The following is a 25,000-nucleotide window of genomic DNA, read 5'->3' on the forward strand; positions in this document are numbered from 1 at the left end:
ACTGTACGTTCGCTCATTTTTAAAGGGTGAGAGGAATTAATGCCTTACTGTTAAAGGAAACAATACGATTTTGGATATCCTAAAAGCATCACCGTGTAATACATGGAAAAAGGAAAAAAGCCCTTTCCATGTATTACATGGAAGCTATGGCTCATTAACATCTCATCTGTAATACTGAATATTACACTTTAAACTTCACTAATTTGGGGTTAAACTTACGATGTAATACACGGAAGAGGCGAATGTTAAAGCGGGATATTCAAGGGAAGTTCGCCCTGAAAGACGATGATTATCGTCAAGTGCGCTCTTTAAGATTAACGGATGAAACCTGGAAGGCTTTGGGGATCGCTGCCGAATGCTTGGGTATGACTAGAGCTGATTACGTCGAACAGGTGATTAGAAGGAATGCTCATCCAAGTATTACACGGGAAAAAAAGTTGGCACATAAAGCCAAAACTAGTGTTGTTGAAGTTGCGACCATGCCTCTAAAGGTGGCAACACTCGAAAGTTTACGTAACCAAGTAATATTGGAGTTGAAGTTAGGTAAGCAATCACCGGGCTACAAAGCAGCACTCAAAGCCCTCAATCATTTTATTGTGGTACTAAATAGCGAGTATACACAACAGTAGGAATTCGCTGTTTTGTATCAGTAAGCGGGGAAAACAGTGGACATAAGTTCTGAGCGGATTGACGATATTCCCGTCATCGTGGAATGGCTTGTTCAGATGGGGATAGCTAAATGTATTGACCAAAAACTCAAAAAACCACACGGAAACCACAAAGGCATGAGTTATGGTCAATTGAGTGTATTGTTACTGACATATATAATTACTCAATCAGACCATCGGTTGTGTGCAGTGGAATCATGGGTAAAGGCACATCGAAGGATTTTAGAGTTAAGTACAGGGTGGCCAATAGGAGAAAAAGATACCAGTGATGACAGATTGGCAAGGGTAGTCGAAGAGTTAGGTAAGCAAACACAAGCAACGCGGGAAATAGAGGTCAAGTTAGGACAACATCTAATTCGCGCCTACGAATTACCCACACAAGTGGCACGAACTGATACGACTAGTTTTAGCGTGAATCATCAACAGGGAGATTCCCCAGAAGAAAATATATTACGTTATGGCTATTCCAAGGACAAACGCCCAGATTTGTTGCAATACCGTCAATTATTGGCAACCCTCGACCCAATGGGAATGCCATTAGTCAGTACAACCCTTGAAGGTAATGGAGCTGACGACCCATTATATTTCCCTACTTGGCAAAAAATAGCACAAGTGATTGGACATAAAAAGTTTGTCTTCATCGCTGATTGTAAAGGCACTTCCAAGTAATAAAATGCCCAGCCGTATTAAATATATTTTGGCCAAGCCCAAAGATTTAGGCGCTTTCGCCGTTTAGGCGAAAGCGACGGCTGGGCATTTTATTATTTGGAGATCCCAAAGCTGGGTCGATTGCAACTCGCGCTCAAATCGCAGCTTCTAGGGGTATTTACTGCGTTCCTGTAGCCATGAGTGGGCAACACCCTCAATATCTTCAGCAATGGGTTCTCAACCCACCAGCAGAAATTGTGCCCATTCGTTTACGGCGACAAGATGAAGAAGAACCTGCGGTGGGAAAAGGTTTTGAAGTGGAGTTAGGTAAGTTTTGGTTCAACAAACAAACCAACAAATGGGTGCGTTGGCTAGAACGCTACTTAGTAGTTTACTCCCAAAGCCTTGCCGCATCAATGATACGTGGACAACAGCAACGCATCTTGACTGCTGAAACCGCTCTCCAAAGTTTAGCTAACAAGCCAGGCTCAGATCGGGAGCTACTCACCCATAAAGTAGAAAACATTCTCCAGCGCTATCGTGTCAAAAATTTTTTCTCAACCATGATTACAGAACAGATCACTAAAAAAACTCGTCATCTCGGACGGGGACGACCATCAAAAAACTCGACCACTGAGGAATTGACAGATATTTGTCTTCAACTTCATATCCAGAAGATAGATACTGCAATTCAGGAGGCAGAAACTTTGGCAGGGTGGCGATTGTATGTTACTAATGCCGATAGTAGCCAGATGAGTTTACCACTTGCTGTGATGTATTATCGGGATGAATGGCTTTTAGAGCGAGGTTTTCACCGTTTTAAAAGGGGTTCTTTGCCAGCCCTACCCATTTACTTTCAAAATACTGACCGAATCACTGGCTTAATGTTCTTGTTGAACATAGCTTTGCGTGTATTTACTTTAATGGAGTTTGTAGTACGGCTGGCTCTTGAGCAAACCCAACAATCTTTGGCAGGTCTTTATGACGGTAATCCAAAGCGAAAAACTGCTCGCCCCTCTGCTGAACAGATGCTCAAGGCTTTTTGTAATTTAACTCTTTATTTTTTACCCGATTCTACCATCTTCATTACACCAATTAACGCGCTTCAAAAACAAATTCTTTATTTAATGAAAATGTCTGAATCCCTTTATCACATAGATTCGGTGGTGCGCTCGACATAATTCCTCTTACTCAATTACTTGCATCACTCCTGAAGGAGGATACACAGAATTGAAGTCCCATTTCAATATTAGCACTTTTCGTGTAATACACCAGAAATTGAATTTTGAATATTGCTGCTTTTCCATGTATTACATGGAAAAGCCTGACTTCAGATAACAGTCTCACAATGCATTTCTTTCATCGGTGTAATACACGCAAAGCCGCGATTTCTTTCCCCTGTATTACACGGTGATGCTGATTCAACTTTTTCCATGTATTACATGGTGATGCTTTTAGGATATCCAAAATCGTATTGTTTCCTTTAACAGTAAGGCATTAATTCCTCTCACCCTTTAAAAATGAGCGAACGTACAGTTTAAGAAATCAGGAATAAAATATAGTAAAGATGTACTTACCCTGAAATAGCTACTGTTGACTGGAAAATCTTCTCGGAATGCGATCGCATCTTTTGACAAAGCTGTAGAAATTAAACCTGACGACCACCAAGCTTATGCACTGCAAGGAAATATTGAACAAGCAATTGCAAACTTGCAAAAAGCAATTAATCTTAATCCCGAATATCGAGAAAAGGCAAGAACCAACTCTGATTTTGATAGTATTCGCGAAGATGAGCGATTTCAGGCGTTAATTCAACGGAAGGAATTATGAATATTTCTTGGTGTCTCTGTATCTTGGTGTTTCAAAAATTATTTTTTTACCACAAAGACACAAAGACACAAAGAGGAGATATAACGCGATGTGCGACTTAACTTGGTGTTGGATTACGAACATCGCCAGCATTAGGTGCTGCGATTTGAACTCCCGCAAAAAGCCTATCAGTCTTGCTGAATGATCGGACAAATTCTATCTTCCGGCTTCGTTGACACACTATGCCATTCTGAAACTAATTCTTGGAGTTCGCCTCGTAAAGTCAACAATTGCTCAATTTGATAGTCAATATCCGAGATTTTATCTTGTAATTTGTGTTGAATTTCATCACAGGCGGGTTTACCACCGTCGTAAACTTGGAGGATTTCGCTAATTTCTTGCAAACTCAAACCAAGGCTTTGAGCGCGTTTGATAAACGACAAACGTTTGAGGACATCAAAGGAAAACTGTCGGAAACCTCCCTCTGTGCGTCCTGATGACTCGATAAGACCAAAGCTTTCATAATAGCGAATGGTTCTAATTGGAACTCCGCTTAAAGCTGTTACCTGACCAATTAACAGCATATTCTTTCTAATTTTTATACAGCTTTATTACTAATTTACATAATTTATGTATCTATCGACAATTATGTTTACATTTATTGTGGTTATTTATATCGGTGGCTTGAACTAGATTAATGATGCGACTGTTGGATTATTGAGAAATATATTGACAAAATAAGTTACAGAAAAAGAAGTGGCAGAGCCACTTCTAAGTAATTCCCAGGTAGAACCTGAAAACAGTATAGCGGTCATAAGAAATATAAATAGTATAAAGTAACACTTATTAACTTATATGTTAGTTTTTGTTAATTTTGCAAGTACAAAAAATAACATATTAGAGATATATGACAGGGGTTTTTTTGATAAAGTTGTTTTTATCTATGCTAAAAATTAAGCACTGACAACTAGAAGCTATAGCAATCTATGTAGGAGTTGTGAAAATTGAAGCTTATCAAGTAGGGGATCAAATAAACATTGTAAATAAAAAGCAGAGATTACCCTCGTCAAGAGCTAGCTTGACACACCTGAAATTCGACATTAGTGCATGACTAAATTCTAGTCCGGTTATGGATTTTTTCAACATCAAAAAGTGATTAAAAAAAGCTTATAAATTGGTTGTATTGATACGAAATTGGATTTTTATGTAAACTTTGATTGTTTATTTTTAGAAATGATTAACTTTATTTGAGAAAGCTAATAATTATTGACCAATAATTCCGAGTAGGGTAAAAAGAAAGTGGATTGATCTGTGGAACCAATAGATTACCTTCATCCCCCAAGCTAGTTTCTCTCATGCTTAGGAGAGGGTTAGGGTGATGGCAAAGAAAAATTCATGCAATACTAATCCAAAATGGTATTAGGAAGTGCGATCGCATTCTATAACCCTATCTTGATTCATCAAATTTGCTATCAAGTGGAAAAATTTTTAAATAGTTGACCTCTCCCCTCGCCGCGTCTCAATTCTATCAGGGGCAACTTTATCTAAATCAATCCACTCGTCCCAGTTAAAAGTTTCTGCAAGTAGCTTGCCCGGTCAGTAATTTTGCTTTGCTGATAGCATACAGTATGCCTTTATCCGAGGCGATCGCATTGTTGCCCAAGGAAATTACCTGCGAATAATCTTTATCTTTATCAATGTGTGGTTTGGGCGACAATGTTCCCCGCAACGACAAGCGATCGCCTCGCCTGTAAATTACTACCCTTGTCCCCTTCTTCTTTAGCTGATCGTTCGCTTGCTGTATCTTCTGATCAATCGCTTCCATTTGTAGCAAAAATTGTGGCAACTTTTGACATGATACGGCTAAAAATGGCAAAGAATGGCAAGGCAAAAAGCAGTTAGTTGGAGGTTGATTTACCCCAGTTTTACCCCAGAAAATAATTAAGGAAGGAGCGTGAAACCCCTTCCTGTAATGCTTTTGATGCTTGTCATTTCTTCAAGGCGGCACCCGGATTTGAACCGGGGGATGGAGGTTTTGCAGACCTCTGCCTTACCACTTGGCTATGCCGCCACATTTACAAACTAGAGCCAGCCTTGGCTTGAACTTGGTAGCCACTCGGTAGCCATCGACTGACGTTAATTAATGATATCACAATAGCCGCACTTATTAACCAAGACCAGTAAGAAACTAGGGCGCTCATATCTGAGTCATTAACTTATAGCTGAGTTTGCTTATCGGGGTACATTAATGGCTCATAAGGTACGTTTAGCGTTTAACAGAGTATGGAACCCAGGTTATCCAAACACCATACTTATCACCGACGGGGTACAGCATGAGGTCTATCAGCCTTGCTACGCCGCATTTAAAGAAGAAGCGTATACCACCATTGAAGGTAGAGAAACCCTATATCGAACTTGGTTAAGGTGCGAAACTAAAAGCGTGGGTGTCGGTATGTGTTGCGACATAGAGAGAGTATTGTACCCCAGAGAATGATGTGTACCCCCAGAGATAAGATAACTCGGCTAGGCTAGTGCGAGCGATAAAGTCTTACCTGCTAATGGTTCTAGCGTTTTTAGTTACCTGAAACTGCGAGCGGTATCTATACATAAAACTAAATTCCGACCACCTAATTTCCTTATATGGTAAAGCTTTCAGCCATTTGACCCTAGTTTTTCCGACCACCTACTTGGGGTACTGCTATTGTCATTAACGCAGCTGCTTATTGAGAATACCCACTTATACTAGCTTTAGGTTCTAATTCTACACCTTCACTAGAAGTAAAACCAGTAGTGTGTAATATCCAGGTGTGAATACCCACTTTAGCAAATTGGCGGTATGCTTCTAAAGCTTGCTGAGACTTAGCACGAGACTCAAAAGCGTAGTATTCAATGATACTAGCACATACATCAGCAAAGATGACTCTAGGTGCTTCCCAGTTATGGTTTCCTGATGGAGACAATTCTTTACCACGTAAGACTTCTAGGCTTTTTGGTGCTGTTTTGCTGATGTCCGTTAAACTACGTAGTAACATAGAAACAGTGCTTTGACCAATACCACAAAGTCTAGCTAGTCCGCTTACACTCATACCACTTTGAGTTCCGTCGTTGCTCACATAGAACTCAATACCTTCAAGTCCTTCGCATTCGCTCGGATGAACGTCTTTCTTATCGAACCTACTAAATAGTGGCTAGGATGCTTGCTGGGTAAGACTTTGAATTGGTGAAAAAATTCGATAAGCGTCTCATATATTATTTTCCCCGCTTCGTTCCCCCGGTGTAGTTTCGCTATACGTAGACGAAAGAATACCCCAATATACTACTACTATATCGTTTGTAGTACTAGTGTATTGTATATACTACACTTTGCACCACCTACTTGACATACTCCTTAGTTATCGTATACGTTAGATATTAAGCGAGGCAGAGAAAACACTTCACCTAACCACTGCCTCAGTAAAGTATTAAGGAGTATCGAATATGTCTACTATCAAAGAATTGAAAGCGCAAGCAGCAGCACTGGGTATTACCACCGAGCAAGCAAAGCAGTACGGTAAGCTATCCTCCAAAGCCGCTTGGAAGCGAGCTATTGCCGAGAAACTGGCTGAAGCTACATCTACGGTAGCCGAGAGAAACGAGAGCCTTGAGCAAGCATCTGAGGGTACTAATACCTACGAACCTGAAACCTTATCGTCTCCTTGGGATGAAGTACAAGAAGATGAGAATAGCTCAAAGCCTTACGCTGCGGAAATTCTACCGACAAATGAACCTAGTTATAAACCATTACTTTTGCTACCTCCTACAGCCGAGCGAAGCGACAGCCTTGACCACGCAGTCATTAATATAGAGCGTCAGCGGATAGATGAGTCAGTGCCAGGTAGCGTCTACACTCCAGCGCCACCGGTAGAGCGCAATGACTTAGAAGACTTCAGCCTAGACATCGAACCATTGGGGGTATCTAATAAACCACAGCCACGTCCTAGCACTCAGAAACGCAATGTACTGGGTACTCTAAAGACCATTGCCGAGTGTGCGTACTGGTTTGGTGTAGGCTTTATGCGCGGTCTAGCTGCTGCTTAATGTTCTTAGGTGGGGTATGCCAATAGATACCAAGACGTGCCGTACTGGTGGTATCCATACCCTAAACACTACTACTAACTTAATAGTACTAATGTCTATGTTTACCGTCACGGTTTTAGCGTTTCTCGTTCTATCTATCTGGTATCAAGTTCACTGAGTATAAGTACTCTATACCTCACTTGAGGTTTTCACTCTACTGCTACGTGCAACAAAAGCTATGTTAGGAGATACCCCAATGTTAACCACCACTAACACACCATCGCCGAGCGAAGCGACAGCCTTAAGCATTATTACCCACTCAGCTACACCAGACTTTGATAACGTGGTCATGCTCTGGTTAGGTCGATATGCTAAGACGACTGCTGATAACTACCGTCGAGACTTATACCAGTTCCTAGCATTCGTAGGTGAGGTGAAGGACTTTAGACTCATACCCGCCCACGTCTATGCTGCTTATGGTTTGTACCTCCAGAATGAGTGCGGTTATAAACCTCGTACCACCAGACGTAAGCTAGCCGCTCTATCGTCGTTCTGCAAGTGTGCATTTGAGGTGGGATATATGAAAGCTAACCCGACCGTGGTCATACGTAAACCTAAAGTTAGTAGTACACTAGCTGGTCGTCGTCTCACTGAGAAGCAGGTGTGGAAACTTATCGACGGCTGTGAAGACCTACGAAACCGTACCCTAATGAAGACACTCTATGCTTTAGGCTTGCGTATTAGTGAAGCTTGCAGCCTTAACTGGGGAGACTTTCATATAGATAGTCGGGGTAAGATAACGGTCAGTGTACTAGGAAAAGGCGATAAGCACCGTACATTGGTGGTACCCCCAGCATTATGGTTAGAACTAGAAGTACTGCGAGGTACACAAACACACAGCACTGATAACGATGCGGTATTTCAAACGTACTCTAACCGTTATAGAAAGCAGAGTGGTAAACGCTTAGACCGTACAAACGCACATCGAGTGGTGAAGCAAGCAGCACTAGACTGTGGACTACCAGAGAATGTTAGCTGCCACTGGTTACGTCATGCTAATGCTTTTCATGCACTCGCTAATGGTGCATCGCTGCCACTGGTGCGAGACTCGTTAGGGCATAGCAATATCAGTACCACCAATGCGTACCTTGAGACTGACCCAGAAGACTGTACCTCACTTTACATTAAGCTCTGAGAACTATATTATGCGTTACTCATAAATACTGTAAGTTTCTCTTGAAGTTACTAACTAGTAAGAGATGTACGTTAACCATAAATACTGTAAGTTTAACCTGGAGGTAATAGTATGTTTAGTGGTGAAAATAATAAACTCGATATGAAAAAGCTTGAAGCGAACAAAGCTAAAGCTATGAAGAAATACCGCAATGAGCTTGGATGGAAGTTAGTAGAGCATGAGTTTTGGGGTATAAAAGTAAACGCTTTGAGGTACGGTTATGTTCTCATTGCCAGACCTCCACTAGAACCTGCGCCTAGCTATAGATACTTTTACCAGACCTCAGATATAGCTACTAGCTTTGAAATACCCGAACTAAGGTTATCTCACGCGATAAGAAGAACAAAACCTGGTAAACCTTATAACGCTAATAATGAAGCAGGAGAATGCTTAGAGCTATATTCTAATGTGTACTACCAAGGAAAACTTTATCTAAAAGACTCAATAGTTTCAGAAATACTTAAAGACTTAGCACATAGAAGACCGTACTTAAACACACTCAGAACAGTTTACGCTGAATACCTAGCAGAGCATAAACCTAAAGCTAGTTCTTACTTCGGTAGGCAAGGCGTAGTAAAAGAGTAAGATAGTTAACGTTAGCAGTACGTTATATGAATACGTAGTGTGTTATTGGGGGTACATTAATTTACTCAGACTTAGTAGGGTTTTTAGAATAAGGACGAAATTTATAACGATAAAGTTCCCGAGTTTTACAAAAGTTTTTATCTCTTGGAGGGTACCCCAAGCCGGAGAGTTTATAAACGTTTATGTGGTAAGCGCTTCGGGCTATAACGTCCGATATTTGGAGAGTTTAGAATTAAGTTCGGTCTTCAATTGGAAGTGCTAACTTTGTGGGTACCCCAATTAAAACGAGGTAGGGTAGTAGTTTCATACTGTCACATTTTGTGACGCATTCATCGACGAGTGACATTTTCGCACGCGTTCATAATAGCTCAGATGTGAGTAGTTTAGATACCGGGATAATTCCGGTTTTCGATAGTGTAATTTTCTCACTAACCTTATCCTTCAAAGCTTTGTCTCTACTGGGGTACCCTCAATACGTTCTCTACTCTTGGCTACGTCTTCTGGTTTAGCGCGTTCGAGTATCTCTACTGCTAGGTCTACATCACCTTCTAGGTAGCGCTTAAATGTTTCCTTAACATAGATGTCAAACTCAGGCGATAACCACTCGGCTAACTTGATAGCTACCAGTGGATGTACGTAGGTTCCGCCTCCTTTACCAGAGCGGGTTTCAAAAGGTGGGATATTCCCATGTTTTGAAGTGAAGGCTGCAAGCCACTTTCGTACTTCAGGTAAACGCTTGAATTCAGCCCACATTTTGTTAAAATATTTACACCACTTAGTGGCGTTTACGTAGTCATCAGAGCGGGTACTATCTTGAACTAATAAATTAAATTCCATTGTGTTTGTCCTTGTTGTCAGTAGTGTTCCTTCTTTGTCGGATACTGGTGTAGTTTGTCTAGCGTCACCTTTTCTACCGTCTTTTCTAGGGAAAATGAACGCATGACATTTTGTCACTAGTTCTGGATAGTTATTACATAAGCGTTTCACACTCTCACATTTTGTGAGTAGTTCAAAGCGCCTACTATATAAGAGTTTCACACTATCGCATTTTCCGACGGTGTGAAGTTATGACATTTGAGCGGAACCTCGGGGTACTCTCTCTCTCAGCCTTGGGTAACTGGAAACCCTCTCCTAGCAAGGCTTTGACCTCTCTAGTGGCATAGTTTTTGGGTAACTGGAAATGCTCGGAAATTCGTGAGGGTATATAAGGCTTGGGCGCTTATCTATTTGCAACCTATTGTCAAACTAAACCCACATAAAGTAGCCAGAAGCCATACCACATAAGGATAGATATCCATTAGCAAATAAGTCCATGCGCGCTTACTATCCCCCAAATGAGAAAGTACCCCAAGTTATTATCCCTGGTGGTACTCTCTCTGGTGTCAGTAGTTATTAGTATGCTTCTCTACACCACGCTGGTGTATACCTCATTAGGGTATGACGATACTATATTGCTTTAAGTTCCTCAGTCTTCTGGGGGTATCTCTATCTAAGACTAAGGTGGCTAATGTTCCGGTTCGTTTGCGTCTAGCCACTGCTTTACTACGTCTGCTAGCAAGTCTGACATTGTCTTATTTCTCTTAACTGCTGCTAGCTTTAGCCTAGTGTGAAGAACTTCTGGGAAGTCACGCACTGATAGAAACTTAGTCTTAATATTTTCCTGGTCAGACATGTGTGACAAGTGAACAAGTAAACTATAATGTTATGTGTACACCCCAGTATAGACGCATATGACCGAAGCATTAAGTAGCAAAGTAATTAACGACACTAAGCCACAAGCTAGCAAAAGACAGCGTAAGAGTTTACCCACACCTAGCAGCGGTGGCGATGGTAAACGAACAGCCACACTCAGCATGACCGTAGCCAGCACCGCAGTAGATGTAAGCGATAGCCGTTTCCCACTCTATAGCTTATTCACTATGGACGCTGGAGCCACTGAGGTATTCATGAAAGTATCCAAGTCTGAAGCAGTGAGCTTAACCACCAAGCAGCGTTATAGCACAAACGTTCGTGGGTATCAGGTAGTAGTGGCATGAGTAAACCACACCAAAACGTACACCTAGAAACTATTGACCGTTTGTATAGCTATCTAGGCGACGAACGAAACAAACCAGAAGTGGATAGAGAATGGATACGTAAAGAACAGCAAGACGAGAGACAAGCGGCACTGTTTGAAATGAATGACCGAGGTAGTGGGAGGTAAAACTAATGAACATTAACCCACTGATAACTCTATTGCTCTTAGCTGGTGGTGCTTTTCTTTTTAGTACCCACTTCATCAATAAGCAAGACACTCAAGCCCAGATGCAAGAGTACATCCAAGACTTAAGACTTCACGAGTGTCAAGCAGAGTACCGAGGTTTTAGAGAAGGCGCTAAGTAGGGTACACCGAGCGCCAAGAGTAACAAACAATGAACGAGCTAGTGGGTGGGAAGGTCGGATATCTCACCCACTTTTCGTTTCTCTAACTAAAGAATAACAGTCATATGAACGAACAAGATAATAAGACATCAGTACAGCAAAACTTAACTATCTCAATACCAGACTCAATGCTTCAGCGTGAGGAGCAGAAAGTATTACCCCAAGAGCTACCTGCATATCGGGGTATAAACCTCGCGTACACTGCTGGTTCTATAACATTCGGTACGGCTATCGTGACTCATGCTGGTATCGAGTATTGCAAAGCTACCGATGGATGTGGGGTACCCCAATATGCAATACCCAATGCTTCTGGTGGTATCGCTCTCTTGGCTGTGGGCTGGGTGTGGTGTGTAAAGAATAAAGTGCCAATGCTAGGTAGTTCTTATACGCCAGGAATATTTAGCTTTGCATTAAGTCTCGGTTTAATTCTAGGACTCTAGTAGGAAACGTATATGATGGCTGAATACCCCACCTCATATATAACGCAGCTATTAAACTTACTCCGAGTAACTGGTGCTGCTACTGCTTTAGTCACTGCTAGTACTTTGCTATGTGTACCATCAAGTATACTTGCTCATCGTGGTGTACCTAAACTATTGACGCTAGGCACTGGGCTTATCTCATGCGAAGCTGCGAGACGGTTAGCAGTGGCACGACTTAAGCTTGGAGATACCGCAGCAGACTTAGAATTAGTAGACCGTAGAGCTAACATTGGGTGGTATAAGAAGTTTGTTACACCCACCACCGAGGTACAGCTACCTGCTTACACACTGCAAGACTTGCAAGCCGATATGATAACCGACCTACCGCGCTACATTTGGGGGCGTCAGAAGCACATAGCTTTAGTAGGTGGTACGAATGATGGAAAAAGTACACTGCTTAAGCACCTCATATCACAATGGCATGGCGAGGTGAAAGTCTACGACCCAGACGCTACGGTCGATGACTATCGAGATATGTCAAAAGTTCAAGTGGTGGGTACTGGGAACGATACCAAGGCTATCTTCAAGCAGATGGAAGACGACCTAGAACTTCTCAAGAAACGCCTCCAGGAGCGCTCACAGCAGGGTAGAAACTGGCAAGCTATACCTTACCTCATCGTGGCAGAAGAGACACCAGCACTAGCATCAGAGAGCGATATTGTAGGCGAGTGGTTAAGCAAGCTAGCCAAGCGTGGACGTAAACCTCAAGTGTTCATATGTGTGGCAGCGCAGAACGATACGGCTAAGAACTTCGGTTTAGAAGGTGACTACGAAGTATTTAATAGCTGCTTCACTAGGGTATACCTCGGTTCTAAAGCTATAGCTAGGGCTAAGTACCTTAAGAATGATGCTCTTATAAGGTGGCTACAAGGCAGTAGGTATGGTCGAGTATTGGTAGATGATAGACCATGCGAGGTACATATAAACGGTTCTTACACCACTCCCAATGCTACACTTCTCGACACTCCAAAAACGCTGGAACCATTGCAGGAACTAGCGGAACTGGAAATTGAGGAGGGTAAAATAAGTGACGAAAAGCCTAGCCAAGAACTGCGGAACCTGGTTTGGAGACTGCACAATGACGGCTACTCTAAAACGAAAATAGCCGAACTACTGGGCGGTAGAAAGCAGGATGCACTACGCCGAGTCAGTGAACTTCTCGATAACAAATAAGTATTTATACTTAGAGCTTTAGCGAATATCCTAGTGTTACTATTATGTATACGATAGATATGGAGTATTGTTATGACTTTACTTAAGCGCAATAGAGTAGCTGGGAAAACTGGTGGTAGACAAAAGAAATACCTCAAGATGAATGAACTGATAGAGCTAAGGTATGGTGCTTGCAGTGGTGAGGTGAAGATGGCACGAGTACCTAAAGAGATAAGCGCGGCTGAAGTCAGCGAAGCAATAGAACTCTGGCTTACACATAGCTCTCAGGAGGAGGAGGAGGGTACCCCAATGCCGAGCGAATGCGGGAGACTTGCCGAGCGTTGCGAGAGCGTAAGCGGACAGAGCCTTGAGAACGACACTATCCTACGAGACGACTTGGTATTATTCATTGAGAACTGGAAACTGAGGGTACACCCCACCTCACCACGATGGCAGCAAGCGAGAGAAATAATAAGCGAACTCGAAGAGCTAATAGAGTAGACAGTTAAAGAAGTGTCCACTCGTATTCGTTTACCAATAAATGAATGACCATTGGGTAGTTACAGAGAAGTATAAGACAGACAAAAAGAAACTGAGAAGGAGGTAATACCACCGATATGAATAACACCACAGTAGAGCGTACCCCAGCTAAAGCTAAGACTAAGAAGCGTTATCCTGGTGTACCCCACGAGTTAAAGATAAGGCTGACTGAGGAACAGTACGAACGACTAGGAGAAGTTATGAACATTACCGGAGACTGCCGCGCTGTCATCATCCGTCGAGCCATTGCCCAGTACTTAGACCAGCAAGGAGTTTAACAATGCCACCAGAAACAATAAGGCTAGCCACTGAACCACACAGCGCTAGCCCTACACAAACAAAACCTTATTATGGAGACTTTTAAAATATGAGCCACAGATACATCGATATCCGAATACACCGGACACCTGAACTAGAAGCTCTACCATTCTACGTAACGCGACACATAGATACTTGCATGGAAGACATACACAAAGATGAGCAAAGTGACTCGTTTAGAAATGCACTGGTGAACGGTAGAGAGTGGGAAACATATGTAGCACAGCAGCTTTATGAGTGCGGTATAGACGATATACACCAGCCAGAGTTTGAGGCGAGTAACCAAAACGCACCAGACATCATCGTTAACGGTAGACACTACATCGAGGTAAAGAGCAAGCAAATACGGTTTACCTCACCAGAAGACTTTTCGTTTAGCGACTATATCGTAGGCAGCGTGCGCGGTATTGATGAGAAGTACCACCAGTTAATTGAGCAGAAGCGTGGCGGTTATATGTTTGTACTGAATGTATCGAGAGTAACTGGTGCAATAGTGGGTGCAAGGTTTAAACCTGAGTACTTCTTTAAAGATGGTGACGAGTGGCAAGGTCTACGCAAACATTTGTTACCGCTCAATAAGCTAGTTCAATATATGTGAGTGGTAACATACCCCACATAAAAATAAGTACCGAGGTACTGAGAATACTTCGGCACTACTGACATTCGAGATACATAAAAACCAAAGAACAAGGATACTCACACATGAATAACACCAATGCTTCTCTAGCTTCCTACACCGATACACAAAGATATCAGAACATGAATAGCACCAATGTTTCTTTAGCTTCTAATAACATTGTAAGACCTGAAACGCTTACCGACAAGCACTTTGATAAGCAAACAGCGCAAGAGTTTCTAGATATTTTAGGCGCTTCACCTTACGTCTTCCAAACGTTCGACGATAGAGCGTCAGCGGATAAACAAGACGATAGAGACCCAAGCTTAACTAAAACCTTCTACGGTACGCTGGAGCAGCACTATAATAAACTGGTCGAGGTAAACAAACGTGGCGCTGGAATATTCGTGACAGTCAATGAGACATCGGGTAATACGAGAAAAGCTGAGGACGTAGTGAGCGTTCGAGCTTGCTTCATTGACTGTGACAAACAGCTACCCAAGGATAGTTACCACCTCGACCCTACAATGATAGTTCGCACCAGTGGAAAGCGAGGTCATGCCTACTGGGTATTTGATACACCAGATAAAAACGTCACACAGTTTAAGGACGCACAAAAGAAACTAATTGAACATTATGCCAGTGATAAAGCCGTGCATGACCTACCGCGAGTGATGCGGATACCAGGCTTTTATCATATGAAGTATATCCCCACATTGGTAGAACTGGTTCGTATAGACCCTAAATGCAAGTACAAAAACATAACCGAAGTAGTGGCTGGTGTTAATACCCAAGCTGTGCTACGGAACAGAGCGTCAGCGGATAGAGCCGAGAGTAACGTTAACCCAAGGAAAGTAATAGCTCTACCAAGTGTTTGTACCCCAATAACTAATAACGAATTCAAGGTGCTACTATTCGATGTACAAAATGCGGTAGAAGGCACGAGGAACGATATATTAAACAAAGCAGCGTTTAAGACAGCAGAGCTAATAACAAACGGTGCTATAGCATATGACGTAGCACACCAGGCTTTAGTTAATGCTGGGGTACAAGCTGGTCTATCCGAGGCTGAAGCTAGGCGCACAGTGGATAGTGGCATCAGTGGTGGTACAAGCAAAGCATTAGCATCAGACCCAAGAAGCAAGAGTTTAAAGTTAAGTATGCTACTTCAAAAAGAATATTCACATAGACTATCTTGGGATGTATTAAAAGACGTACCAAGGCTTGATGGTATAGAGTTTAATAACCAAGAACTTGAGCTTGACATCACACATAACTACGATATCGACGTAGACTACGCAAGGCTTGAACGTTTCATATCGGTATATGCTAAGAAAAACTTATATCATCCAGTGCAAGAGTACTTAAACTCACTAGAGATACCAGCTAATACTGATATACTTGACACACTTTACAATGATGTGCTAGGGCTTAAGACCGAATTAGAGAAGACGTACGTTAGAAAGACTCTCATTGCTGCGGTCGCTCGTGCATTAGAACCAGGATGTAAGGTGGATACCGCGCTGATATTGAATGGTAAACAAGGCTGCTTTAAGACTACGTTCTTTGAGAAACTATTTAGTGAAGACTTTTTTACCACAGTCACAGTCACATCGGGTAACGAGCGCGACGACCTACCAGTATTCCATGCAAGCTGGTGTGTAGAGTTTGGCGAACTTGAGACAGTAATTAAACGCAAGGAGGTATCTCAGCTAAAAGCGTTTATGACTAGAAGCATCGACCGATACACACCAAAGTATTCTAATACCCAGACTGAACGACGACGCGGTTTTATTTGTGTGGGTACCACCAATAAAGATGAGTTTCTTAAAGACCCTACTGGCAATAGAAGGTTTTGGATATGCAGCATCACCAAGAAAATAGATGTGCGCTGGGTAGAGATACACAGAGACGAAATATGGTCGGCTGCATTGAAGCTCTATAAAGCCAAGGAACAATGGTGGCTAACTGATGAGGAGCAAGTACAGAGCAATGAGCATAATGAACAGTTTACCGAACATTCCACGAGCGAGGAGTGGGTACTTAACTGGTTTAGCGGACGATACATAGCACCTGGTGGTACATCATTTAAGCCATCAATGCTAGACCGAGGCGAACTAACCACAGCTATCATTCTACAAAGCGCATTAGGCGTAGAACCTAGCAGACAAAATAAAGCGTTAGAGATGGAAGTAGCAGACGTAATGACTAGGCTGGGCTTTAAGAAAGAACGCAAAACTTTAGCTGGCACTCGTCGGTATGTGTGGGTACACCAAGATATCACTAAGGTTATTGCAGTAGAAACTGAGGAAGAGAGCGCGTTCTAGCTTCTGCCTAACCTCACCGATAATTCTCTCTCTATTTCTCTGCCTAACCTCACTGCCAGTACGTTAGCCAAAACCATAATAGGTTAGGCAATGGCTGAAATAGTTACCACACTTAGGTTCTAGCTTCTGCCTAACCTGCCTAACCTCCCTCAGCCTAACCTCGAACTTAGTCGCTACCGTATGCCAGGTGTGCCGCGGTAGCTTCTTTTTAAGTACATAAATGTTATTTTTAGGTATAGCCTTAGACCTCCTGCCTAACCTCAAGTACTTACTGCCTAACCTCCTGCCTAACCTCGAATTCTCTGAAACGCTTACCCAGTAAGGTGTTGCCTAACCTGCCTAACCTACCTAACCTAATTTAAAAGTTTCTGTAGAATTGTAGCTGTATAGTGTTCTGTAAAAGTTTGGGAATAGGTGAGGCAGGCTGGGCAAGGTTAGGCAGAGAGCCTGCAATGCTTACTGCATAAGGTTTGTAGCGCTGCCTAACCTCATTGACTAACCTGGTTAGGCTAGGCAGAGAGACTAGGTTAGGCAGAGAGAGAGAGAAAGAGAGAGCAATTAACCATCACTTATCAGTACTAGACCATACCTCGGCTGCTGTGTTTATATCTTTCTTTCCTTGTGACCATTCATATGCTGCTGTGTCTATAGTTCTTTTGTCTATTTGTTCCTTCTCCTGAGCAGTTAATGTTCTCTCTACCAGGTAGTTAGTGAGCGGTACTGTGATGTAGGTGTAAGCTAATGATACTATGAACCACCATTTAAGTATCCGCAGTAGTATAGTTTTCATATATACCTCACCATATCGACACTCTTACGCCTAACCTAAATACTTAAGTTTTATACCAAGAGCATTTAAGCGTCATCAGAAATATCTCTGAGGGTAATACCCCAGCAAGGTTAGTGGCTATTGGGGGTATGTGGCTATATCACTGGGACTTCACTTTCAATAGAACACCCAGCATAATGACGCATGATAACTTCTGGGCTATTACCCACCCACTTGGCTATTTGTGCAGCAGATACCCCAGCTTCAAGAGCCATTGTTATAAACGTATGTCTGGTGTTATAAGGAGGTCGGTAGCTGCTTACCTTGCCTTCTTTCACTAGAGTACCCACCACTCCTCGGTATGTCTTATCACCGCTACTACACCCTCGCCACACCTGGTTTGTAAACTTACTAGCGTCGATAGTTTTACCAGTAGGACTCTTAAATACTAGGTCTTCTGGTTTGTACTCGTTAGGTCTAATATCATTTAGTAGCTGCTTAAGTACCGCATTGCAAGGAAACTTTCTGGTAGTACCAGTCTTGGTATCTTTTCTAACTCCCAGGCGGGTATCGTATGACTCGCAGAAAGTCACATAACTAAAGTCGTGGGCTATGTGCTTCCACTGTATGGCTATTGCTTCGCCAGTACGACAGCCAGTAAGAAAGAGAAACCGTACGAACGATGTGTAGTGTTTGTGGTATTTGTGTGCTGTAAAAGCTGCTATGATAGCTTCTCTCTCTTCTAACGTAAACGGCTCTACTTCTACCTTCTTCTTCCGGGCTTTAACGTCAGCCTTCATATCCTGGAATAAGTTAGCAGTTAACAGCCCAGACTTTACAGCCCAGCTACAGCAAGCGCTTAGATACATCAATACTCTCTTGGTGGTATCGACTGACTTATTAGCTAAGAGATAGTCTCTGATGGCTATAGCTTGCCTTGGGTCTTTAGTCGGTAAGCTCTTAATGTGGTTTAGATATTTACCCCGATAGTCTTTCTGGTATGTGGTGACTGCTAGCTGTGGCTTCATGTACTCGCAGTACTTTTCCCAGAGAGTTAGTAGGTCTATCTGAGTGGGTATTACCCCCAATGGTTTATTGAAGCGGTTAATGAGACATTTGTACTTTTCTAGCGATACATCAAAAAGACCAGCCTGGATGTCTTCTTCTATCTCCCAAGCTAGTCTTTGTACTTTCTTTAAGTTATCGGGGGTATCGTCTAGTCCAGTGCTAATGTACCTACTACTATCAATGGCTATTGTTCTTGGTAGCCTTAGTCTAAGCTTCCCTGCTTTAGTCTCTACACCTACGCTTCCTCGGTTTTTTCTAGTAGCCATTGAGTAGCCAGAGTCGTTTACTCGCTGTCTTGGCTACCTAAAATGTACTTTCTAGAGTATGTATAAATGCTTATGGAGGTTTTGCAGACCTCTGCCTTACCACTTGGCTATGCCGCCACATTTACAGGTTTTTATCATACCAAAATTTAATAGAGAATTGCATCCCCAAAACGATAAATTTTTTGGGGATGAGTAGAAACTAAATTTTTACTTCATCAGCAAAGCTTTGCCAGCGAACAAAGTAAAATGGTCCAGCGACAGATCCCCAGATATGTTCATCAGTTTCAGGATCACGTCCTCGATCAAGGCTAATAAATTTTTCTTCATTAATCTCAAACTCACTGTCAAGATAAGTTTTGTGACCTTTACGGAAGACAATACAGGCTTTTCCTGTCTCTACCCTGCCTTTGAAGCCATTGCCAGTCCACTCTACAATCATGTTGCAGCCTGGTAATTTTTCCAAGTCATCAACGCTTAGTGTTTTCAGACGTTCGATATTACGGGATGCACCGTAGAATCTTTCTTCTTCTTTAATAATATAGTTTTCGATCAGAATGTGATCCTCTGCACTCAGCAACTTTAATACCCGCATCCTATAGGGGTCATTGAGCATGTAATCGTAAGCTTGCTCCACAAAAAAACTTACCCCCGATAGTAACTCTAAGGGAAGAGGACGCATACATACGCGGATATGAGCGTAAAAAGGTGGATTTTCAAAAGCTTGTTCTTGATTGCTAAAGTCTGCTGCCATTAAGCGGGCTAAGGTAGCAATATCTGTAGAGCTAGTCATTACAAAAAATACACTTGTTGTTTAATATTTATCTGCAAGTATTTTAAAACTTTGAGTACGCACACTGGCATATTAAATTTGCAGGTTGATAATATTTTTCAATGCGCCAAATTTCTGAAATAAAGTTTTGACTGGATATAATTGGCGATCGCGCTACAAGCTGGATGACACTAAGCTGTTCAGCATTTAAATAGGCTATAATAGGAAATTGAATTAAATTTCATAATACCGAAGTTTTATTTTCCGTGATCTGAATAAATGATTCAAACTCTCTTTGAGGAGTCCATTGGATCGCTCCATCTTTTCCTGTAAAGTATAGTTTTGTTTGACCTTGGTTAATTTCTGACACAGCTTTTTGATCAATATTTGTACTAGTAGTGATCGCTACTTGTGGTTGCAATGTCGTCACAAGTTCTTTTAAAGATTCGCCAGAACACCACAAAACTTGTGGACGAGGTACTCCTCCTGTTTGCACTAATTGGCGTACTTCTGTAGATTTAAAATCACCTACAATTAACCAAGATTGACCTTGTATTTGGATCTGTAAAATTGGTGATTCTTGATTAATTAATTGAGCTAAAATGATATCATTAGTAACTGTTTGACCTACAGGTAAAGCTTGATAAACTCCTTTTTGTTTTTGTAATTCTTGTTGAATTACCTGACTAATCAGAAGATTTTCAGATGTAGGAACATAATCATAGAAAAATTTTATTGGTAAATTTTGCATCACCTCTAACCAACTATTGCTATTACCTTTATGTTGAAAATCTGATGCGATCGCCCAATCAATTTTATTTATTCCCTGTTGTTGCAAAAAAGGTAATATTGTAAATCGTCCTGTTCCTTCATCGCCACTATTAATCAGTGTTACTTTGCCTTTATTTTGTATAACAATCACGGGTTGTTCATCGGCGGCTAAAACTGTAATCCGAAATAATGTGTTAGCAGAATACCAAACCGGAATTAATACCAAACCAAAGGCAATAAAAAAGGCAAACCACCAGCGTTTTTGCCACCAATTTATTAACCAAACTGATATTATTAGTCCATAAATAGCAAATAGTTGCCAAATGCCAATTTTACCGACAGCATAGTAACTTCCGGGAACATGCCTAAAAACTTCTACTAACTTGATTAACCAATCAGTAGGGTAATTTAAGATTCCAGCTACAGCACTACCAGCATCGGAAACAATTAACGCAACAACTGCACTAAGAATTCCACCTATACTAATAACTGAAATTAAAGGTGTGCTAATAATATTTAAGAAAAGACTATAAGTTGGTACAACTCCAAATACAAATAGTTGAAGTGGTAAAGTCCAAATCATTGCAGCGAGAGGAACAACAATTAAAGAAGCGATCGCAGGTGGTAGCCATTCCAAATGTTGAGTCAATGGTGGAACTGTAACTATTAATCCTAGTGTAGCTAAAAAACTTAACTGAAATCCTAAATCCCAAATCCACAAAGGATTAAATAATAATAATATAGTTGCCGCAACTAGTAATGATCCCAGTTGTTTGACTTTGCGCTTTAATCCCAAAGCAATTAAAGCCGCAAATCCCATAATTACAGCCCTTAATACCGCAGGTTGGAAGCCAGTTAAACACAGAAAAACAAGTAAAGCTAAACTACCAAGGGTAATTTGCGTTGATTTTTTCAAGCCTTTTGTTAACCCCAGTATTACACCCAAAATCAACGAAGTTTGAAATCCAGATGCTGCTAAAGCATGAGCCAAACCAGCTTGCACAAAAGTATCACGAATATCATAAGGTAAATCAACTGCTTTGCTACCCAATACCATTGCACTCACAAGTGGTCCTGCTGGAATACCCAATAATTTAACTTGCGATCGCACAATCCTTTCTCTAATTTGCCACCATCCCCATGAAGGTTGTTCTTCATCCAACACATTTACCAATCGTCCCACCAAACCAGCAAATGCACCTTCTTGTTGCAAGTATTTCTGAAAATCAAAAGCGCCAGGGTTAGATGGTGGTTTTGGTTTATATAAAATCCCAGTAATCGCTACTTCCTGACCAGGGTACAATCCAGTAGCCTGAAGTATAGGCACTGTGACATACAACTTACCTGTTACACCTTTACCTAAACCTACTGCACCCTGATCATTTTTAACTTCATCTAGCTTAGTTGCTTCTAACCAGAACTGTCCCCTTTGACTACGAGTTAACCGTGGTGTACTGATTACCTCACCCCGCACAATTAAAAGTTGTTCTTGATTACTATTTTCTGGTGGGACAAATTTACTAATATCATTTACCCCTGCTTGGGGAACACGCAATGGAAAATATAAAGTTGCTAGCAATCCCACTACCCCAGCAATTAACCATACTCTGAAGTGGACGATATTAGATAACTGTGGTGCTGTCTTGTTTTTTGCCAAAACTTTTTGTAAGGTTAAGCGTCGTCTTTGCAAAAAAACTGCTATCACCACACTAAGAAGCAGTATCCAAACTCCACCCCAAGGAATTGCTGTAAACAACAATCCAAGAATATAGCTAAGACAAATAATTACACCACTGATTTGAATCATGAGACTATATGTAAAAAAATTAGCGCCTCACGCCTTAAATTAAACTCAGTATACATGTAAAAAAGTCCACATGCGTGGACTTGAAATACTTGATTGCGATCGCCCTTGCCTGATTCTATTCAATATCTGAGAAATTTCGTTTGCTTTTCACCTGATAGGTAACTTGCAATAATCCAGAGTTATAGTTTTTCACATCTTGTAACTCCAGTGCAGTCTCTAGGCTTGGATCTTTCACAATCAAGGGAATACCATCCCCAAGAATAATTGGGTGAATTGATAGAATCAGCTCATCAACAAAACCATGTTTCATAAAATCATGAATAGTCTTGCTTCCTCCCACTAGCCATATATCACTACCAGGAGATTGACGTAGTATACTGATGAATTCCTGTAAATCACCTCCCACAAATTGTACGTTCTCGTCGGTTTGACCAGATAAGCTTGTAGATAAAACAATACCTTGCTTATCTTTGGTAAGGATATTCACCGAAACCAAGTATTTTTTGATACGTATTATTACCCATGATTACTGTATTAATTTGACTAATAAACTCGGCGTAACTATAGTCTTGATCAGCAAATAACCAATCGACATCACCTGAAGTTCTCGCGATATATCCATCAAGACTGGAAGCAATATACAACCGTATTTTTCGCATGAACTTTAGAAAGACAAACCCAATTTTAATCCCAGTACAACGTGAACAAGCATCAGGCACAATGCAGTACTACCCAAGTATGCATGAAGTGCGCGTAAACTAGGTTTATCGCCACCAAATTGGCTGAAAGAAATTACAGCATTGATCCCCAGCAATAACAGCAAAATTGAACCAGTCCAAAAGTGAGGACTTGCAAAAATTGGGTGATGCTGCATGACCAGGGATAGCACTCCCCCCGTGTAACCCAGGCCCATAAATAAAAACATCCACGGTGCAAGTTTGCGATGCTCACTGCGACTTTTCAACACAACTTCTTTATCTTCAGCAAGTCGTCCTCGCCAACCAGTAAAGCCAACAAAACTACCTATAACAAAAATGACAATCCCCATCATCGCCGGATGTCCCCAATGTACAATCGGTTCGGGAACTCCTAAAGAACAGAACCAAGCTGCTATGGATTCTAAAATCTCAGTCAAATTCACCATTTATATTCCACAGTTTTCCCAGTATTTACACTAAGTTATACGTTCCTAGATTAATTAAGGTAGTTAATCAAACATTATTTTTGTTGTAAACTTTTGAGAAAATCTAGCTTTGCTGTAAATTTATCACCAAAATAATCAGCAATCTCTCGAGAAGTCAATGGTATCACTTGTGTTGCATTTCTGATGGGCTGTAAAGCTGCTCCCAAAGTACAATGTAAATTGATAGCTTTTCTATAAACATACCTAGCATTTGTTCCAGGTATCCGAAAGTACTTACCTATTTGTAGTTCTTCAAAAGTCGTCATAACCCTCTACTTTTTCAACAATGGAAAACCTAACTTTTCTCGCTGTTCCACATACAGTTGTGCTACTTCACGTGCCAAATGTCGAATTCTGCCAATATAACGAGTCCGTTCCGTAACTGAAATTACACCTCTTGCATCCAATAAATTAAACGTGTGTGAACACTTCATCACATAATCCAAACTGGGTAAAACCAATCCTTTCTCTGTTAATTGTTGCGCCTCTTGCTCATACATATTAAATAGAGTCAGCAGCATTTCTGGATTAGAGGCTTCAAAGTTATAAACACACTGTTCTATCTCGCCTTGGAGGTGGACATCACCATAAGTAATGTCGTCTGTCCAGTGAATTTTAACCATAGCTTCAACCCCTTGGAGGTACATCGCTAAACGTTCCAATCCATAAGTAATCTCTATGGAGACTGGACGACAATCGATTCCTCCACATTGTTGGAAGTAGGTAAACTGAGTGATTTCCATCCCATCTAACCACACTTCCCAACCAGTACCCCAAGCACCTACGGTTGCATCCTCCCAGTTATCTTCCACAAACCTAATATCATGGTCTTCCGGACGGATACCTAAAGCTCTTAAAGAATCTAGATAAATATCTTGAATGTTATCAGGGGAAGGTTTAATCAGTACTTGATACTGATAATAGTGTTGAAATCGATTTGGATTTTCACCATATCGTCCATCAGTAGGGCGACGACAAGGTTCAACATAAGCTACAGCCCAAGGTTCTGGCCCTAATGCTCTTAAAAATGTATGAGGGTTTTTGGTTCCCGCACCCTTCTCAATATCATATGGTTGAGCAATCAAACATCCACGTTGACCGCCAGGTCTCTCTGAAAGAGACTCGCTCCAAAATTTATGCAAAACCTGTATTACAGACTGAAAATTCACAACAATCCTTCCGTAAAGTCAACATAGCCTAAACCATTGTTGCTTAAAGTCGTTATTACAAGCAGCTTTTAAGTCTAAAAAACATGAAGAAAAATTTTTTTTCCAAAGTAGTTGACAAAGAGGGAGAGGGTAGGTAGTATAGGAAAGTGCCAAACGAGCAAAGCGCTGCAAAGCGAGGCTTCGAGGGCATCCGAACCATGAAAACTTTATAGTTTGAAAGAATTATATACTAGATAGCCTACGTCAATCAAGAGAATAGACCAAGGCTGAGGTCAAAAAAGAAGCCGTAGATAGAGCTAAACAAACGAGATTTGTTTTTGTTTATAGTGAAACAAAACGGAG

At 41.4% G+C, this 25,000-nt stretch carries 30 protein-coding genes, 1 tRNA gene, 2 pseudogenes and 1 other annotated feature (1 of these 34 cut by a window edge); of the genes and pseudogenes, 17 read left to right on the forward strand and 16 right to left on the reverse strand.

Translation table 11 applies throughout. The features are described 5' to 3' along the window. The first annotated feature begins 242 nt into the window (after positions 1–242). The 4 genes and pseudogenes from B4U84_RS24225 to B4U84_RS24240 all read left to right on the forward strand — a co-directional run bounded on the left by B4U84_RS24225 (position 243) and on the right by B4U84_RS24240 (position 3,146). Positions 243–629, forward strand: a complete 387-nt coding sequence (locus tag B4U84_RS24225; RefSeq protein WP_096726370.1) for a hypothetical protein — start codon at positions 243–245, stop codon at positions 627–629. 36 nt (positions 630–665) lie between these two features. Beyond that, positions 666–1,319 (forward strand): annotated as a pseudogene (locus B4U84_RS24230) (IS1634 family transposase); the annotation flags it as partial. Positions 1,320–1,444: 125 nt separating this feature from the next. After that, a pseudogene (locus B4U84_RS24235) lies at positions 1,445–2,497 on the forward strand (IS1634 family transposase); the annotation flags it as partial. 412 nt (positions 2,498–2,909) lie between these two features. Further along, a complete protein-coding gene (locus tag B4U84_RS24240) occupies positions 2,910–3,146 on the forward strand; it encodes a TPR end-of-group domain-containing protein (RefSeq protein WP_131120815.1) in 237 nt (78 codons plus the stop codon). Positions 3,147–3,313: 167 nt separating this feature from the next. Here the strand turns inward: B4U84_RS24240 and B4U84_RS24245 are convergent, their stop codons facing one another. The 4 genes from B4U84_RS24245 to B4U84_RS31970 form a co-directional block, all read right to left on the reverse strand. Continuing rightward, positions 3,314–3,709 (reverse strand): heavy metal-responsive transcriptional regulator, encoded by a 396-nt coding sequence (locus B4U84_RS24245; protein ID WP_131120816.1) that lies wholly within the window; start codon positions 3,707–3,709, stop codon positions 3,314–3,316. Between the two features lie 983 nt (positions 3,710–4,692). Next, positions 4,693–4,950, reverse strand: coding sequence for a hypothetical protein (locus B4U84_RS24250; protein WP_017311728.1), 258 nt, complete (start codon positions 4,948–4,950; stop codon positions 4,693–4,695). Positions 4,951–5,124: 174 nt separating this feature from the next. Continuing rightward, a tRNA-Cys gene (locus B4U84_RS24255) sits at positions 5,125–5,196 on the reverse strand. A 4-nt stretch (positions 5,197–5,200) separates the two neighbouring features. Continuing rightward, entirely contained in the window at positions 5,201–5,326 is a 126-nt protein-coding gene (locus B4U84_RS31970; RefSeq protein WP_278248350.1) for a hypothetical protein, read from the reverse strand. A 47-nt stretch (positions 5,327–5,373) separates the two neighbouring features. Here B4U84_RS31970 and B4U84_RS24260 point away from each other — a divergent pair, with 47 nt between their 5' ends. Next, positions 5,374–5,619, forward strand: coding sequence for a hypothetical protein (locus B4U84_RS24260; protein WP_131120817.1), 246 nt, complete (start codon positions 5,374–5,376; stop codon positions 5,617–5,619). Between the two features lie 226 nt (positions 5,620–5,845). Here B4U84_RS24260 and B4U84_RS24265 read toward each other — a convergent pair whose 3' ends face one another. After that, positions 5,846–6,238 (reverse strand): hypothetical protein, encoded by a 393-nt coding sequence (locus B4U84_RS24265; RefSeq protein WP_131120818.1) that lies wholly within the window; start codon positions 6,236–6,238, stop codon positions 5,846–5,848. Positions 6,239–6,602: 364 nt separating this feature from the next. Here B4U84_RS24265 and B4U84_RS24270 point away from each other — a divergent pair, with 364 nt between their 5' ends. The 3 genes from B4U84_RS24270 to B4U84_RS24280 all read left to right on the forward strand — a co-directional run bounded on the left by B4U84_RS24270 (position 6,603) and on the right by B4U84_RS24280 (position 9,000). Next, entirely contained in the window at positions 6,603–7,202 is a 600-nt protein-coding gene (locus tag B4U84_RS24270; protein WP_131120819.1) for a hypothetical protein, read from the forward strand. A gap of 235 nt (positions 7,203–7,437) precedes the next feature. Next, positions 7,438–8,376 (forward strand): tyrosine-type recombinase/integrase, encoded by a 939-nt coding sequence (locus B4U84_RS24275; RefSeq protein WP_131120820.1) that lies wholly within the window; start codon positions 7,438–7,440, stop codon positions 8,374–8,376. A 111-nt stretch (positions 8,377–8,487) separates the two neighbouring features. Beyond that, positions 8,488–9,000, forward strand: a complete 513-nt coding sequence (locus B4U84_RS24280) for a hypothetical protein (protein WP_131120821.1) — start codon at positions 8,488–8,490, stop codon at positions 8,998–9,000. 441 nt (positions 9,001–9,441) lie between these two features. On the opposite strand, the gene B4U84_RS24285 is transcribed toward B4U84_RS24280, so the two are convergent. Both B4U84_RS24285 and B4U84_RS24290 read right to left on the reverse strand, forming a co-directional pair. Then, positions 9,442–9,987, reverse strand: coding sequence for a KilA-N domain-containing protein (locus tag B4U84_RS24285; RefSeq protein ID WP_207390986.1), 546 nt, complete (start codon positions 9,985–9,987; stop codon positions 9,442–9,444). Positions 9,988–10,504: 517 nt separating this feature from the next. Beyond that, positions 10,505–10,672 carry a plasmid partition protein ParG gene (locus B4U84_RS24290; RefSeq protein WP_131120823.1) on the reverse strand — a complete coding sequence of 56 codons (168 nt, stop codon included), beginning with the start codon at positions 10,670–10,672 and terminating at the stop codon, positions 10,505–10,507. A gap of 58 nt (positions 10,673–10,730) precedes the next feature. Between B4U84_RS24290 and B4U84_RS24295 the strand changes: the two genes are divergently transcribed. From B4U84_RS24295 to B4U84_RS24325, 9 genes are all read left to right on the forward strand, one after another. Then, positions 10,731–11,036 (forward strand): hypothetical protein, encoded by a 306-nt coding sequence (locus B4U84_RS24295; protein WP_131120824.1) that lies wholly within the window; start codon positions 10,731–10,733, stop codon positions 11,034–11,036. Further along, on the forward strand, positions 11,033–11,203 hold the full coding sequence (locus tag B4U84_RS30825) for a hypothetical protein (protein ID WP_165490339.1): 171 nt from the start codon (positions 11,033–11,035) through the stop codon (positions 11,201–11,203). Before B4U84_RS24295 ends, B4U84_RS30825 begins: the two co-directional genes overlap by 4 nt. A gap of 5 nt (positions 11,204–11,208) precedes the next feature. Continuing rightward, the gene (locus B4U84_RS30830) at positions 11,209–11,382 is read left to right on the forward strand and encodes a hypothetical protein (RefSeq protein WP_165490340.1); all 174 of its coding nucleotides are present in this window, start codon (positions 11,209–11,211) and stop codon (positions 11,380–11,382) included. A 104-nt stretch (positions 11,383–11,486) separates the two neighbouring features. Next, positions 11,487–11,861: a hypothetical protein gene (locus tag B4U84_RS24300; protein WP_131120825.1), complete on the forward strand. Its 375-nt coding sequence runs from the start codon at positions 11,487–11,489 to the stop codon at positions 11,859–11,861. Between the two features lie 12 nt (positions 11,862–11,873). After that, positions 11,874–13,076, forward strand: a complete 1,203-nt coding sequence (locus tag B4U84_RS24305) for a P-loop NTPase family protein (protein WP_131120826.1) — start codon at positions 11,874–11,876, stop codon at positions 13,074–13,076. 72 nt (positions 13,077–13,148) lie between these two features. Then, entirely contained in the window at positions 13,149–13,556 is a 408-nt protein-coding gene (locus B4U84_RS24310) for a hypothetical protein (RefSeq protein ID WP_131120827.1), read from the forward strand. 116 nt (positions 13,557–13,672) lie between these two features. After that, complete coding sequence (locus B4U84_RS24315) at positions 13,673–13,873, forward strand: ribbon-helix-helix domain-containing protein (protein WP_131120828.1); 201 nt, start codon at positions 13,673–13,675, stop codon at positions 13,871–13,873. Between the two features lie 89 nt (positions 13,874–13,962). Next, positions 13,963–14,511, forward strand: coding sequence for a hypothetical protein (locus B4U84_RS24320; RefSeq protein WP_131120829.1), 549 nt, complete (start codon positions 13,963–13,965; stop codon positions 14,509–14,511). 104 nt (positions 14,512–14,615) lie between these two features. Next, positions 14,616–16,856, forward strand: coding sequence for a virulence-associated E family protein (locus B4U84_RS24325; RefSeq protein ID WP_131120830.1), 2,241 nt, complete (start codon positions 14,616–14,618; stop codon positions 16,854–16,856). Between the two features lie 565 nt (positions 16,857–17,421). Here B4U84_RS24325 and B4U84_RS24330 read toward each other — a convergent pair. The 9 genes from B4U84_RS24330 to glyQ all read right to left on the reverse strand — a co-directional run bounded on the left by B4U84_RS24330 (position 17,422) and on the right by glyQ (position 24,658). Then, positions 17,422–17,646 carry a hypothetical protein gene (locus B4U84_RS24330; RefSeq protein ID WP_131120831.1) on the reverse strand — a complete coding sequence of 75 codons (225 nt, stop codon included), beginning with the start codon at positions 17,644–17,646 and terminating at the stop codon, positions 17,422–17,424. A 134-nt stretch (positions 17,647–17,780) separates the two neighbouring features. Further along, entirely contained in the window at positions 17,781–18,959 is a 1,179-nt protein-coding gene (locus B4U84_RS24335; protein WP_131120832.1) for a tyrosine-type recombinase/integrase, read from the reverse strand. A gap of 199 nt (positions 18,960–19,158) precedes the next feature. After that, positions 19,159–19,749, reverse strand: a complete 591-nt coding sequence (locus B4U84_RS24340; protein WP_017311729.1) for a chromophore lyase CpcT/CpeT — start codon at positions 19,747–19,749, stop codon at positions 19,159–19,161. Positions 19,750–19,969: 220 nt separating this feature from the next. Beyond that, positions 19,970–22,306, reverse strand: a complete 2,337-nt coding sequence (locus B4U84_RS24345) for a ComEC/Rec2 family competence protein (RefSeq protein ID WP_131120833.1) — start codon at positions 22,304–22,306, stop codon at positions 19,970–19,972. A gap of 115 nt (positions 22,307–22,421) precedes the next feature. After that, positions 22,422–22,793, reverse strand: a complete 372-nt coding sequence (locus B4U84_RS24350) for a dihydrofolate reductase family protein (protein ID WP_231294979.1) — start codon at positions 22,791–22,793, stop codon at positions 22,422–22,424. Beyond that, on the reverse strand, positions 22,771–22,965 hold the full coding sequence (locus B4U84_RS31700) for a dihydrofolate reductase family protein (RefSeq protein WP_231294980.1): 195 nt from the start codon (positions 22,963–22,965) through the stop codon (positions 22,771–22,773). Before B4U84_RS31700 ends, B4U84_RS24350 begins: the two co-directional genes overlap by 23 nt. A 5-nt stretch (positions 22,966–22,970) precedes the next feature. Continuing rightward, a complete protein-coding gene (locus B4U84_RS24355; protein ID WP_131120834.1) occupies positions 22,971–23,450 on the reverse strand; it encodes a DUF4079 domain-containing protein in 480 nt (159 codons plus the stop codon). Positions 23,451–23,524: 74 nt separating this feature from the next. Then, the gene (locus B4U84_RS24360; protein ID WP_017311732.1) at positions 23,525–23,755 is read right to left on the reverse strand and encodes a hypothetical protein; all 231 of its coding nucleotides are present in this window, start codon (positions 23,753–23,755) and stop codon (positions 23,525–23,527) included. A gap of 6 nt (positions 23,756–23,761) precedes the next feature. After that, on the reverse strand, positions 23,762–24,658 hold the full coding sequence (glyQ, locus tag B4U84_RS24365; protein ID WP_131120835.1) for a glycine--tRNA ligase subunit alpha: 897 nt from the start codon (positions 24,656–24,658) through the stop codon (positions 23,762–23,764). Between the two features lie 341 nt (positions 24,659–24,999). After that, position 25,000: a sequence feature (16S ribosomal RNA rRNA prediction is too short), on the forward strand; it runs 822 nt beyond the window's last position.

The sequence above is a fragment of the Westiellopsis prolifica IICB1 genome, assembly GCF_004323185.1.
Lineage (GTDB): Bacteria > Cyanobacteriota > Cyanobacteriia > Cyanobacteriales > Nostocaceae > Pelatocladus > Pelatocladus prolificus_A.